Source organism: Kosakonia sp. H02, from assembly GCA_030704225.1.
Taxonomy (GTDB): domain Bacteria; phylum Pseudomonadota; class Gammaproteobacteria; order Enterobacterales; family Enterobacteriaceae; genus Kosakonia.
This window is the reverse complement of sequence record CP131915.1, coordinates 3,223,422-3,237,394: the sequence shown is the minus strand read 5'-3', so window position 1 is coordinate 3,237,394 and position 13,973 is coordinate 3,223,422. Positions and strand designations below refer to the sequence as shown.

At 57.0% G+C, this 13,973-nt stretch carries 8 protein-coding genes; all 8 read left to right on the top strand.

Annotation, left to right across the window (positions count from 1 at the left end; translation table 11 throughout):
- The first annotated feature begins 277 nt into the window (after positions 1 to 277).
- The 8 genes from Q5705_15125 (at position 278) to Q5705_15090 (ending at position 13,967) form a co-directional block, all read left to right on the top strand.
- On the top strand, positions 278 to 5,230 hold the full coding sequence (locus Q5705_15125) for an alpha-2-macroglobulin (protein WLI75912.1): 4,953 nt from the start codon (positions 278 to 280) through the stop codon (positions 5,228 to 5,230).
- Position 5,231: 1 nt separating this feature from the next.
- Entirely contained in the window at positions 5,232 to 7,556 is a 2,325-nt protein-coding gene (pbpC, locus tag Q5705_15120; GenBank protein WLI75911.1) for a peptidoglycan glycosyltransferase PbpC, read from the top strand.
- A gap of 150 nt (positions 7,557 to 7,706) precedes the next feature.
- A complete protein-coding gene (ndk, locus tag Q5705_15115; protein ID WLI75910.1) occupies positions 7,707 to 8,138 on the top strand; it encodes a nucleoside-diphosphate kinase in 432 nt (143 codons plus the stop codon).
- A 181-nt stretch (positions 8,139 to 8,319) separates the two neighbouring features.
- Positions 8,320 to 9,486, top strand: coding sequence for a bifunctional tRNA (adenosine(37)-C2)-methyltransferase TrmG/ribosomal RNA large subunit methyltransferase RlmN (locus Q5705_15110; GenBank protein ID WLI75909.1), 1,167 nt, complete (start codon positions 8,320 to 8,322; stop codon positions 9,484 to 9,486).
- 292 nt (positions 9,487 to 9,778) lie between these two features.
- Complete coding sequence (rodZ, locus tag Q5705_15105; protein WLI75908.1) at positions 9,779 to 10,783, top strand: cytoskeleton protein RodZ; 1,005 nt, start codon at positions 9,779 to 9,781, stop codon at positions 10,781 to 10,783.
- Positions 10,784 to 10,809: 26 nt separating this feature from the next.
- Entirely contained in the window at positions 10,810 to 11,928 is a 1,119-nt protein-coding gene (gene ispG, locus Q5705_15100) for a flavodoxin-dependent (E)-4-hydroxy-3-methylbut-2-enyl-diphosphate synthase (GenBank protein WLI75907.1), read from the top strand.
- A 107-nt stretch (positions 11,929 to 12,035) separates the two neighbouring features.
- Positions 12,036 to 13,310, top strand: a complete 1,275-nt coding sequence (hisS, locus tag Q5705_15095; protein WLI75906.1) for a histidine--tRNA ligase — start codon at positions 12,036 to 12,038, stop codon at positions 13,308 to 13,310.
- Between the two features lie 36 nt (positions 13,311 to 13,346).
- A complete protein-coding gene (locus Q5705_15090; protein ID WLI75905.1) occupies positions 13,347 to 13,967 on the top strand; it encodes a YfgM family protein in 621 nt (206 codons plus the stop codon).
- The last annotated feature ends 6 nt before the right edge of the window (positions 13,968 to 13,973 follow it).

Here is a 13,973-nt window from a genome sequence, read left to right as displayed (position 1 = left end):
TCTCGCTTATTAGCACCGCGCATAAAGGGACACAGACAGCCTAACGTTAGCAGCCTGTGACGTTTTTATTCTATCTATCTTGTTGTTTTAAAAACAAATGACGCGCAACGTAACATGTTACGTTGCGGGTTGTGATCCGGGTAACAGCACAACGATATGTCAAGAAATGGGGTTTGCGAGGCGCTTTCCAGAATCCACCGGCCGTTTTGTATTTCCCGGCGTCGCACATGATAATGACAACGCCTCTTTCAACAGGTTGATGAACCAGGGATACAGAATGAAATCGCTCCGTTTTGCGGCACTGATATTTGCGCTCCTCACCGCCTTTACCCTTGCAGGTTGTGACGACAACGATAAACCGAAGACTGGCGAACCTGCATCGGCACCCGCCGCGCAACAACCTCAGGCCGCAGCCGGGCAGGATAAAACGAAACTCGCCGAACTGGCTGCGCGCAGCGAAGGCAAGCCCTTAACAGTGCTGGATGCCTCAGAAGTGCAACTGGACGGTGCCGCCACGCTGGTGCTTACCTTCTCTGTGCCTCTCGATCCCGATCAGGATTTCTCCTCAACCGTGCATCTGGTGGATAAAAAGAGCGGCAAAGTTGACGGAGCCTGGGAACTGGCACCGAACCTGAAAGAGCTGCGTCTGCGCCATCTGGAGCCAAACCGCGAACTGCTGGTTTCGGTAGACAAAGGGCTGGTGGCGCTCAATAAAGCCACTTTCGGCACCGATTACGAAAAATCCCTCACTACCCAGGATGTGCAACCGAGCGTGGGCTTTGCCAGCCGTGGTTCGCTGCTGCCGGGGAAAGTGGTTGAAGGGTTACCGGTGATGGCGCTGAATGTCGACAGTGTTGACGTCAATTTCTACCGGGTGAAACCGGAGTCGCTGGCGTCATTTGTCAGCCAGTGGGAATACCGTAATTCGCTCTCCAACTGGGAGTCGGACACGTTACTGAAAATGGCCGATCTGGTCTACACCGGCCGTTTTGATCTTAAGCCCTCGCGCAATACCCGTGAAAAACTGATGTTGCCGTTAAGCAGCATCCAGCCGCTCCAACAGGCGGGTGTTTATATTGCGGTGATGAACCAGGCCGGGCACTACAACTACAGCAACGCCGCCACGCTGTTTACCCTCAGTAATATTGGCCTTTCCGCGCACCGCTACCATAACCGGCTGGATATCTTCACCCAGGGGCTGGAAAACGGCGCGGCGCTCTCCGGTATCGACGTGGTGCTGCTGAATGAAAAAGGGCAAAGCCTGGCGCAGGCCACTACCGATGGCGACGGGCACGCGACGCTGAACTCTGATAAAGAAGCGGCGCTGGTGCTGGCGCGCAAAGACGGTGAAACCACGCTGCTGGATCTGAAACTTCCGGCGCTGGATCTGGCCGAGTTCGCTATTACCGGCGATCCGGGCTACAGCAAACAGTTCTTTATGTTTGGCCCGCGCGATCTCTATCGCCCCGGCGAAACGGTTATTCTCAACGGCCTGCTGCGCGACAGCGATGGCAAACCGCTGGCAGCACAGCCGGTGAAGCTGGAAGTGGTCAAACCGGACGGGCAGGTTATCCGCTCGGTAGTCAGCCAGCCGCAGAATGGGCTATATCACTTTACCTATCCGCTTGATGGCAGCGCGCAAACCGGGATGTGGCATATCCGCGCCAATACCGGCGACAACCTGCCGCGCGAGTGGGGCTTCCACGTTGAAGACTTTATGCCTGAGCGCATGGCGCTGAATATCACCCCGCAGGCAACACCGCTCGCACCGGCGGCGGACGTGGTCTTTAACGTCAACGGCCATTACCTTTACGGCGCGCCTGCCAGCGGCAACACCTTGCAGGGCCAGCTTTTCCTGCGCCCCCTGCGTGATGCCGTAGCAGCGCTGCCGGGCTTCCAGTTTGGTGATATCGCCGAAGAGAACCTGAGTCGGAGCCTCGATGAAACGCATCTGACGCTGGATAACCAGGGCAAAGGCGAAGTCACCACCCCAAGCCAGTGGCAAGACACGCATTCGCCCTTGCAGGTGATTTTGCAGGCCAGCCTGCTGGAGTCGGGCGGACGCCCGGTTACCCGTCGCGCGGAACAGGCTATCTGGCCTGCGCCAGTGCTGCCGGGTATTCGCCCGCAGTTTGCCGCAAAAGCGGTGTATGACTATCGCACCGACACTACCGTCAATCAGCCAATTGTCGACGAAGGCGCTAACGCCGCATTTGATATTGTCTATGCCGATGCGAGCGGTGCGAAAAAAGCGGTCAGCGATTTGCAGGTACGTTTAATTCGTGAACGCCGCGACTACTTCTGGAACTGGTCGGAAAGCGAAGGCTGGCAGTCGCAGTTCAACCAAAAAGATCTGGTCGAAGGCGAACAGAGCCTGACGCTGGCGGCGGACGAAACTGGTAAAGTCAGCTTCCCGGTGGACTGGGGTTCCTATCGTCTGGAGGTAAAAGGGCCGGATGATACCGTCAGCAGCGTGCGTTTCTGGGCTGGTTTTGGCTGGCAGGACAACAGCGATGGTAGCGGTGCAGCTCGGCCGGATCGCGTCACTATGAAGCTTGATAAACCCTCCTATAAAGCAGGCGATACCGTTAAGTTGCACGTGACCGCGCCCGCAGCCGGTAAAGGCTATGCGATGATCGAATCCAGCGAAGGCCCGCTGTGGTGGCAGGAAATTGACGTGCCGGCAGACGGTCTCGATCTCAGCATTCCTGTCGATCAGAAATGGCAGCGTCACGATCTCTACATCAGCACGCTGGTGGTTCGCCCTGGCGATAAATCGAAATCCGCCACGCCGAAACGCGCGGTGGGCTTACTGCATCTGCCGATGGGCGATGAAAATCGCCGTCTGGATATCACCCTCGACGCGCCGCAAAAAATGCGCCCCAACCAGCCGTTGAACGTGAAGGTGAAAGCCGCGGCGAAAAACGGCGCAACACCGAAACAGGTCAACGTCCTGCTCTCCGTCGTGGACAGCGGCGTGCTGAATATTACCGATTACGTAACGCCGGATCCGTGGCAGGGTTTCTTCGGACAGAAACGCTACGGTGCGGATATCTACGATATTTACGGGCAGGTGATTGAAGGGCAGGGGCGTCTTGCCGCGCTGCGCTTTGGCGGTGATGGCGACGAACTTAACCGTGGCGGTAAACCGCCGGTGAATCACGTCACCATCATTGCCCAGCAGGCCCAGCCGGTAACGCTTGATGAAAACGGCGAAGGTACGGTGACGTTGCCTATCGGCGATTTCAATGGCGAACTGCGGGTGATGGCGCAAGCCTGGAGCGCAGAGGATTTTGGCAGCAGCGAAAGCAAAGTGGTAGTGGCCGCTCCCGTCATTGCCGAACTGAACACACCGCGCTTCCTCGGCAGCGGTGATACGTCGCGCCTGACGCTGGATCTCAGCAACCTGACCGATCACGCGCAAACCCTGAATGTTGCCCTGACAGCAAGCGGTCTGATCTCGCTTGAAAGCGCTCAGCCGCATCCCGTTACGCTCGCCGCCGGGGAGCGCACCACGCTATTTATCCCGGTGCGGGCGCTGGACGGTTTTGGCGACGGGGAGATAAGCGCGCAGATTAGCGGCCTGACCCTGCCGGGAGAAACCTTCGCCCCGCAACAGAAACAGTGGAAAATCGGCGTGCGACCGCCGTTTGCCGCACAGACGCTCAACACGGGCGCAATGCTCAACCCAGGTGAAAGCTGGCAGATACCGGGGCAGCATCTGGCCGGGATTTCGCCTGCCACACTGCAAGGGCGCTTGTTGCTTAGCGGCAAGCCGCCGCTGAATATTGCCCGTTATATCCAGGAACTGCGCGCCTATCCGTACGGTTGCCTGGAGCAAACCGCCAGCGGGCTATTCCCGTCGTTGTACACCAACGCAGCACAACTGAAAGCGCTGGGCATCAAAGGGGAAAGCGACGAACAACGCCGCGCGGCGGTGGATATCGGTATCTCCCGCATACTGCAAATGCAGCGCGACGATGGCGGCTTCTCCCTGTGGGATAAGAGCGGGCCGGAAGAGTACTGGCTAACCGCCTATGTGACGGACTTTCTGGTGAGCGCTTCTGCACAAGGCTATAGCGTTCCGGCAGACGCCCTGAACAGTGCCAACAATCGCCTGCTGCGTTACTTGCAGGATCCGGCGGCAATGGCGGTGCGCTACAGCGACGATGTTCCGGCGACAAAATTTGCCGTGCAAAGCTACGCCGGACTGGTGCTGGCGCGTCAGCAAAAAGCGCCGTTAGGTGCGCTGCGTGAAATCTGGGCGCGTCATGAACAAGTCAAAGCGGGGCTGCCGCTGATGCAGCTTGGCGTTGCCCTGAAACTGATGGGTGATGCACAGCGCAGCGAACAGGCCCTGGCGCTGTCGCTGAAAACATCGCGCCCGCAGGCCAACCACTGGCTGGCCGATTACGGCAGTGAGTTGCGTGATAACGCGCTGATGCTGGCGCTGTTGCAGGAGAATAATTTGTTACCCGAGGCGCAAACACGCCTGCTGGCAACACTTTCTGAACAGGCTTATGGCCAGCGCTGGCTATCAACGCAGGAAAGCAATGCATTGTTTATGGCGGGGCGCAATCTGCAAAACAGTACCGGTACGTGGCAGGCGCAAACCTCGCTGGATACGGCAGCACTTGGCGGCAATACCGCGCAAAGCCGCAACCTCGATGCGGATCAACTGAGTACTTTGCAGGTGACCAACAGCGGCAGCGCCCCGCTGTGGCTGCGCCTCGACAGCACCGGTTATCCGCAGCAGGCGCCTGCGCCGTCTGGCAAGGTGTTGCACATCGAGCGCAACATTCTGGGCACCGATGGGCGCAGTAAATCCCTCTCGTCGCTGAAAAGCGGTGAACTGGTGCTGGTGTGGCTGGAAGTGAGCGCCACGCAGAACGTACCGGATGCGCTGGTTGTGGATCTGTTGCCTGCCGGGCTGGAGCTGGAAAACCAGAACCTCGCCAGCAGCAGCGCCAGCTTGCAGGAGAGCGGCAGCGACGTGCAGGAGTTACTTAACCGCATGCAGCAGGCCGATATTCAGCATATGGAGTTTCGCGACGATCGCTTTGTTGCCGCTGTACCGGTCAACGAAGGCCAACCAGTGACGCTGGTTTACCTGGCGCGGGCGGTGACACCGGGGACTTATCAGGTTCCGGCTCCGCAGGTGGAATCGATGTACGTTCCGCAGTGGCGGGCAACCGGTGCGACCACTGGCCCACTGATTATCGCCCCGTAACGTGAAGACTGGACGTCTGTTACGCACCCGCTGGCGCTGGCTGGCGGGCATCCCACTGCTGCTGGTGCTGGGTGTCATTGCTGCCGATAAAATCTGGCCGCTGCCGCTTACGGAGGTTTCTCCGTCGCGGGTGGTGGTGGCCGAAGATGGCACGCCGCTGTGGCGCTTTGCCGATGCTGACGGTATCTGGCGCTACCCGGTTACGCTCGAAGAGGTGTCTCCGCGCTATTTGCAGGCGCTGATCCAGTATGAAGATCGCTGGTTCTGGGACCATCCTGGCGTTAATCCGTTCTCCATTGCCCGGGCGGCATGGCAGGATTTGCGCTCCGGGCGCGTTGTTTCCGGTGGCAGTACGCTCACCATGCAGGTGGCGCGTCTGCTTGACCCGCATTCCCGCACCTTTGGCGGCAAGGTTCGTCAGGTATGGCGCGCGCTGCAACTGGAGTGGCATCTCTCCAAGCGCGACATCCTGACGCTCTATCTCAACCGCGCGCCGTTTGGCGGCACGCTGCAAGGCATTGGCGCGGCAAGCTGGGCCTATCTTGGCAAACCACCGGAAAAACTTAGCTATGCGGAAGCGGCGCTATTAGCCGTGCTCCCGCAGGCGCCCAGCCGCTTGCGCCCGGATCGCTGGCCGCAACGGGCGCAAGCCGCACGGGATAAAGTGCTGGATCGCATGGTGGCGCAAAATGTATGGCCTGTCGCGCAAGTGAAGGAATCCCGCGAAGAGCCTGTCTGGCTGGCGCCCCGGCAAATGCCGCAGCTCGCTCCGCTGTTTGCCCGGCGTATGCTCGGCGTCAATAAGGCGCTGAAGGTGACAACCACGCTGGATGCCAGCCTGCAACGCCAGCTTGAAGAGCTGGCCTTAAGCGTGAAACCGCGCCTGCCTGCGCGCAGTTCGCTGGCGATCATCGTCGTCGATCATACGGATATGAAAGTGCTCGGCTGGGTAGGATCGGTGGATATCAACGACGATAGCCGTTTCAGTCATGTTGATATGGTCAGCGCCGTGCGCTCGCCGGGCTCGGTGTTAAAACCGTTTATTTATGGTCTGGCACTGGATGAAGGACTCATCCACCCGGCATCGCTGTTGCAGGATGTGCCTCGTCGGGTCGGGGATTATCGCCCCGGTAACTTTGATAGCGGGTTTCACGGCCCGGTAAGCATGAACGAGGCGCTGGTGCGTTCGCTTAATCTGCCCGCCGTGCAGGTGCTGGAAGCTTACGGCCCAAAAAAATTCGCTGGCAATCTGCGCAACGCCGGTTTGCCGCTGATTTTGCCGGCGAATGCAGAGCCTAACTTATCGCTGATCCTCGGCGGCGCAGGGGCGCGGCTGGAAGATATCGCCGCCGCTTACACTGCCTTCGCCCGTCACGGCAAAGCGGGAAAACTGCGCCTTACGCCGGACTCGCCGCTGGTGGAGCGCCGATTGATGTCGCCAGGTGCTGCCTGGATTATCCGTCGCATTCTGGCAAATGAAGCCCAGCCGGTGCCGGATAATGCGCTGGTGCAGGTGGTGCCGCTGGCGTGGAAAACCGGTACCAGCTACGGCTACCGTGATGCCTGGGCGATTGGCATCAACGCCCGCTACGTGATAGGTATCTGGACCGGGCGACCAGATGGCACCCCCGTAGCCGGGCAGTTTGGTTTTGCCAGCGCAGTGCCGTTGCTTAATCAGGTCAGTAATCTGTTACAGCCTCGTTCGGCCCTTGAGCAAGCACGTTTGCCGCGCGATCCGCGTCCGGCATCGGTAAGCCAGGGGGTTATCTGCTGGCCGGGTGGGCAAAGCCTGCCTGCTGGGGACAGTAACTGCCGTCGCCGTTTGTCCACCTGGTTACTGGATGGCAGCCAGCCGCCAACATTATTAATGCCGGAGCAGGAAGGGCTGCACGGCATTAACTTCCCGCTGTGGCTTAACCGCGAAGGGCGTCGCGTGGCGGCAGATTGCCCGGATGCGCAGCAAAAAAACTGGATTGTCTGGCCGCTACCGCTGGAGCCCTGGTTACCCGCCGATGAACGCCGTGCTGTCCGTTTACCGCCAGCGGATAAAGCCTGCCCGCCGCGCGAGGAGAATGCACCGCCGCCCTTGTTGCTGAGCGGAGTGCGTGACGGGGCCGTTATCAAGCGTGTTCCCGGTGCGGCTTCTGCTGTGTTACCCCTGCAAAGTAACGGTGGGACAGGTGGGCGCTGGTGGTTTTTAAACGGCGAGCCGCTGTCGGCGCATGGCAGTGTGTTGAGCCTGAAACTTGATAAAAGCGGGGAGTATCAGTTATTGGTGATGGATGATGCCGGGCAAGTGGCGGCAGTGCAGTTCGCGGTGCAATAAAGCGGCAAATGGCGTATCAGGTAAACGGTGTTGCTCAAACTCGTCTTATTTTAAAAAAATGTTACCTTCATCCATAGGCAACGCCCGTATTGCTCTTTATAATCCGCGCCACACCTATTCAGGGCAACAGAACAACTTACAGAGGTAATCATGGCTATTGAACGTACTTTTTCCATCATCAAACCGAACGCGGTGGCAAAAAACGTTATTGGCAACATCTTCTCTCGCTTTGAAGCGGCAGGGTTCAAAATTGTTGGCACCAAAATGCTGCACCTGACTGTTGAGCAGGCGCGTGGCTTTTACGCTGAGCACGAAGGCCGTCCGTTCTTTGACGGTCTGGTTGAATTCATGACGTCTGGTCCGATCGTGGTTTCCGTACTGGAAGGCGAAAATGCCGTACAGCGTCACCGCGATCTGCTGGGCGCAACCAACCCGGAAAACGCCCTCGCTGGCACCCTGCGTGCTGATTACGCAGACAGCTTCACCGAAAACGGCACCCACGGTTCCGACTCGCTGGAATCTGCCGCGCGCGAAATCGCTTACTTCTTCGCTGAAGGCGAAGTTTGCCCGCGCACCCGTTAATTTCCGGTTAACTGTGTAACGAGATTTACACTTTAATTTGTGAAATGCCGCGTGCAAACGTGGTATCTGTGCGTCAGAATTTGTACAATGCTGCGCCCCAGGATGAGCCGACGCTTGCCTGGGGCGCTTCTTTTTAACCCTCCACGGGCCACAACGTGTAATAACGAGGCCGGAAAAAATTATGTCTGAACAGATTGCCATGCCTGAGAACGACGCTCTCACGGTTCCAAACAAAGATGCAAAAATTAACCTGCTGGATTTAAACCGTCAGCAGATGCGTGAGTTTTTCAAAAACTTAGGCGAAAAACCCTTCCGCGCCGATCAGGTGATGAAATGGATGTATCACTACTGCTGCGACGACTTTGATGAGATGACTGACATCAACAAAGTCCTGCGCGGCAAGTTAAAAGAGGTCGCGGAGATCCGCGCCCCGGAAGTGGTGGAAGAGCAGCGCTCTTCCGACGGCACCATTAAATGGGCGATTGCCGTGGGCGATCAGCGCGTTGAAACCGTTTATATCCCGGAAGATGACCGCGCAACGCTGTGCGTCTCTTCGCAGGTGGGGTGCGCGCTGGAGTGTAAATTCTGCTCCACGGCCCAGCAGGGCTTTAACCGTAACCTGCGGGTGTCGGAAATTATCGGCCAGGTGTGGCGCGCCGCGAAAATTATCGGTGCGGCACGCGTTACCGGCAATCGCCCAATCACTAACGTGGTGATGATGGGCATGGGCGAGCCGCTGCTCAACCTGACCAATGTCGTCCCGGCGATGGAAATCATGCTCGATGACTTTGGTTTCGGTCTTTCCAAACGCCGCGTGACGCTCTCGACCTCTGGCGTGGTTCCGGCACTGGATAAACTGGGCGATATGATTGATGTCGCGCTGGCTATTTCCCTGCATGCGCCGAACGACGAAATCCGCGATGAGATTGTACCGATCAACAAAAAGTACAATATCGAGACCTTCCTGGCGGCGGTGCGCCGTTACCTGGACAAGTCCAATGCTAACCAGGGCCGCGTGACCATTGAGTATGTGATGCTGGATCATGTGAACGACGGCACTGAACATGCCCATGAACTGGCTGAGCTGCTGAAAGATACGCCATGCAAAATCAACCTGATTCCGTGGAACCCGTTCCCCGGCGCGCCGTATGGCCGTAGCTCCAACAGCCGTATCGATCGTTTCTGCAAAGTGCTGATGAGCTATGGTTTTACTACCATTGTGCGCAAAACCCGTGGCGATGATATCGATGCCGCGTGTGGTCAGTTGGCCGGTGATGTGATCGACCGCACAAAACGTACTATGCGTAAGCGTATGCAGGGTGAGCCGATCGCTGTCAAAGCGCTGTAAGTATGAGATACAGCACGGAGAATGTGCTGTGTTTTTGCGTAATGTTGAATATTTGGCCTGTACACATACAGGCCATTAATAATTACGGTGCGTTTCTTCTGACTTTGAGGCAGTATGTAGTGATGGAACAACGGCTTAGCAAAAAGTGCTGAAAGCTGTTCTGTTATGACGAGCCTGACAGTCCTATACTGTGGGTCTACGTTTAACTGACCCGGTTTTTTCGCGGCGCGTGTAGGTTTTACAGTTATGTGCGCCTGTGTGTTTAATTTTCACGTACCAGTAGTTGTAGCGAATGAATACTGAAGCCACTCAAGACCAAAACGAAGCACAAACCACTGGCGTACGTCTGCGCAACGCCCGTGAACAACTTGGACTCAGCCAGCAAGCGGTTGCAGAACGCTTGTGCCTGAAGGTCTCCACGGTACGCGATATCGAAGAAGACAGATCGCCTGCCGATCTGGCGTCGACATTTGTGCGTGGTTATATCCGCTCCTATGCGCGCCTGGTGCACATTCCTGAAGAAGAGCTGCTGCCCATTCTCGAAAAACAAGCGCCGATCAGAGCCGCGAAAGTGGCTCCAATGCAGACGTTCGCGCTTGGCAAGCCGCGCAAAAAACGCGATGGCTGGCTGATGAGCTTTACCTGGCTGGTGCTGTTTGTCGTCGTCGGGCTGACGGGTGCCTGGTGGTGGCAGAACCACAAAGCGCAGCAAGAAGAGATCAGCACCATGGCCGATCAATCTTCTGCCGAGCTCAATGCCAGCAACAGCAATGCGCAGAGCGTACCGCTGAATAACGACACCGCAACCGCACCGGTCGATAACTCGTCTACCCCGGTTGAAACCCCAGCGCCGACGGATACCGCGCAGGCGCCTGCCGCCGCACCGCAAGCGCCGACCACGGCGACCGACCCGAACACCGTGGTTGCGCCATCGCAGGCCAACATCGAACCAACACCGCAGCAGCCAGCCGCAACAGCAAATAACGAATCGCCACTGCCGACCGATCAGGCCGGTGTCGCGGGCGCATCTGCCGATACCAACGCGCTGGTGATGAGCTTTAATGCCGATTGCTGGCTGGAAGTGAGCGATGCGACCGGTAAAAAATTGTTCAGCGGCTTGCAACGTAAAGATGCCACGCTGAATCTTACCGGCCAGGCACCATACAAACTGAAAATCGGTGCGCCGTCAGCAGTACAGATCCAGTATCAGGGAAAACCTGTCGATCTGAGTCGTTTTATCAGAACTAACCAGGTTGCGCGTCTGACCCTCAATGCCGAACAATCAGCAGCACAGTAACAGACGGGCAACGCGGGAGATCATTCATGCATAACCAGGCCCCGATTCAGCGTCGGAAATCAAAACGGATTTATGTTGGGAATGTGCCGATTGGCGATGGTGCTCCCATCGCCGTGCAGTCCATGACAAACACCCGCACTACGGATGTTGAAGCAACGGTCAACCAAATCAAAGCATTAGAGCGCGTCGGCGCGGATATCGTCCGCGTATCCGTTCCCACCATGGATGCCGCTGAAGCCTTCAAACTTATCAAACAGCAAGTGAGTGTTCCGCTGGTGGCGGATATTCACTTTGACTATCGCATTGCGCTGAAAGTCGCCGAGTACGGCGTCGATTGCCTGCGCATTAACCCAGGCAACATCGGCAACGAAGAGCGTATCCGCACCGTTGTGGATTGCGCGCGCGATAAAAACATTCCTATCCGTATCGGCGTTAACGCCGGTTCACTGGAAAAAGATCTGCAAGAAAAATACGGTGAGCCGACGCCGCAGGCGCTGCTTGAATCTGCGATGCGCCACGTCGATCACCTTGATCGCCTGAACTTCGATCAGTTCAAAGTCAGCGTGAAAGCCTCGGATGTGTTCCTCGCCGTTGAGTCCTATCGCTTGCTGGCCAAACAGATCGATCAACCGCTGCATCTGGGGATCACCGAAGCCGGTGGCGCGCGCGCAGGCGCGGTGAAATCCGCGATTGGCTTAGGTCTGCTGCTTTCCGAAGGTATTGGCGACACGCTGCGTATTTCGCTGGCGGCCGATCCGGTGGAAGAGATCAAAGTCGGTTTCGACATCCTGAAATCCCTGCGTATTCGTTCGCGTGGCATCAACTTTATTGCCTGCCCGACTTGTTCCCGCCAGGAGTTCGATGTTATCGGCACGGTCAACGCCCTTGAGCAGCGGCTGGAAGATATCATCACGCCAATGGATGTCTCCATTATTGGCTGTGTAGTCAACGGCCCCGGCGAAGCTCTGGTCTCCACGCTTGGCGTGACGGGCGGTAACAAGAAAAGTGGCCTGTATGAAGATGGCGTGCGTCGTGACCGTCTCGATAACGGCGATATGATTAGCCAGCTTGAAGCCCGCATTCGCGCGAAAGCTTCCATGCTGGACGAAGCGCGTCGTATCGACGTGCAGCAGGTAGAAAAATAAGGTTGCGGCCAGGGCTGGCATCCCGTGTATGATGAACCCCGCCCGGCGCGACCTGTCGTCGTCGCGGCCCTGAGGGTTCATTTTTTGTATTAATAAAGAGAATAAACGTGGCAAAAAATATTCAAGCCATTCGCGGCATGAACGATTATCTGCCTGGCGAAACCGCCATCTGGCAGCGCATTGAAGGCACTCTGAAAAACGTGCTCGGCAGCTACGGTTACAGTGAAATCCGTTTGCCGATTGTAGAGCAGACCCCGTTGTTTAAACGCGCGATCGGTGAAGTTACCGACGTGGTTGAAAAAGAGATGTACACCTTTGACGATCGCAACGGCGATAGCCTGACGCTGCGTCCCGAAGGTACGGCGGGCTGTGTACGCGCCGGCATCGAACATGGTCTTCTGTACAATCAGGAACAACGCTTGTGGTACGCCGGGCCGATGTTCCGCTACGAGCGTCCGCAAAAAGGGCGCTACCGCCAGTTCCATCAGTTAGGTGTCGAAGTGTTTGGCCTGCAAGGGCCGGATATCGACGCCGAACTGATTATGCTCACCGCCCGCTGGTGGCGCGAGCTGGGGATTGATTCTGATGTTGCGCTTGAACTCAACTCCATTGGATCTCTTGAAGCGCGCGCGACCTATCGCGATGCGCTGGTGGCTTTTCTTGAACAGCATAAAGACAAGCTGGACGAAGATTGCCTGCGTCGTATGTACACCAACCCGCTGCGCGTGCTGGATACCAAAAACCCGGACATCCAGGCGTTGTTAAACGATGCGCCCAAACTGGGTGATTACCTCGACGAAGAGTCCCGCGAACACTTTGCCGGTCTGTGCGCATTCCTTGATGCGGCGGGTATCGCGTATACCGTTAACCAGCGTTTAGTGCGCGGCCTGGATTACTACAACCGCACCGTTTTCGAATGGGTCACCAGCAGCCTCGGCGCGCAGGGAACCGTTTGTGCGGGCGGTCGTTACGATGGGCTGGTTGAGCAGTTAGGCGGTCGCGCAACGCCCGCGGTTGGCTTCGCGATGGGCCTCGAAAGACTTGTTTTGTTAGTTCAGGCAGTTAATCCGGAATTTAAAGCAGAATCCGTTGTCGATATATACCTGGTGGCGTCTGGTGCCAATACGCAATCCGCAGCCATGCTGTTGGGTGAACAGGTGCGCGATGCGCTGCCTGGCGTACGGCTGATGATGAACCACGGCGGCGGCAATTTTAAAAAGCAATTTGCGCGTGCAGATAAGTGGGGCGCTCGTGTCGCACTGGTGCTCGGTGAGTCTGAAATTGCCGACGGTAATGTTGTGGTGAAGGATTTACGCTCTGGTGAGCAGAGTACGGTAACGCAGGATAGCGTTGCGGCGCATTTGCGCACACTACTGGGCTAATCTCCCCGGTGAATTATCGTTAAGGAGAAGGACTGCGTGGAAATTTACGAAAACGAAAACGACCAGGTAGACGCGATTAAGCGCTTCTTTGCCGAAAATGGCAAAGCGCTGGCCGTTGGGGTTGTTCTGGGTATCGGTGCGCTGGTTGGCTGGCGCTACTGGAGCAGCCATCAGGCGGATACCTCAAAAGCCACTTCGCAAGCTTATGAAAACGCGGTCTCCGCGCTTCAGGCAGGTAAACCAGAATCGTTCACGGCGGCGGAAAAATTCGCGGCCGACAACAAAAACACCTATGGTGCGCTGGCTTCGCTGGAGCTGGCGCAGCAGTACGTTGAGAAGAACGATTTAGACAAAGCTGCCGCCCAGTTACAGCAGGGGCTGGCCGCAACATCTGATGAAAATCTCAAGTCGATGATTAACGTACGTCTGGCGCGTATTCAGGTGCAACTGAAGCAGCAAGATGCGGCGCTGAAAACGCTGGATGCCGTGAAAGGTGAAAGCTGGTCAGCCATCGTCGCGGATCTGCGCGGCGAAGCGTTGCTGAGTAAAGGCGACAAACAAGGTGCGCGCACCGCATGGGAAAACGGCATCAAAAACAATGCTTCTCCTGCGTTGAGTGAAATGATGCAGATGAAAATTAATAATTTGTCCATCTAAGAGGGA

What these genes read in the sequence shown, in the direction of transcription:
- Q5705_15125 (WLI75912.1), top strand. Translation starts at nt 278, where the DNA reads ATGAAATCGCTCCGTTTTGCGGCACTGATATTTGCGCTCCTCACCGCC.
- ndk (WLI75910.1), top strand. Translation starts at nt 7,707, where the DNA reads ATGGCTATTGAACGTACTTTTTCCATCATCAAACCGAACGCGGTGGCA.
- Q5705_15110 (WLI75909.1), top strand. Translation starts at nt 8,320, where the DNA reads ATGTCTGAACAGATTGCCATGCCTGAGAACGACGCTCTCACGGTTCCA.
- rodZ (WLI75908.1), top strand. Translation starts at nt 9,779, where the DNA reads ATGAATACTGAAGCCACTCAAGACCAAAACGAAGCACAAACCACTGGC.
- ispG (WLI75907.1), top strand. Translation starts at nt 10,810, where the DNA reads ATGCATAACCAGGCCCCGATTCAGCGTCGGAAATCAAAACGGATTTAT.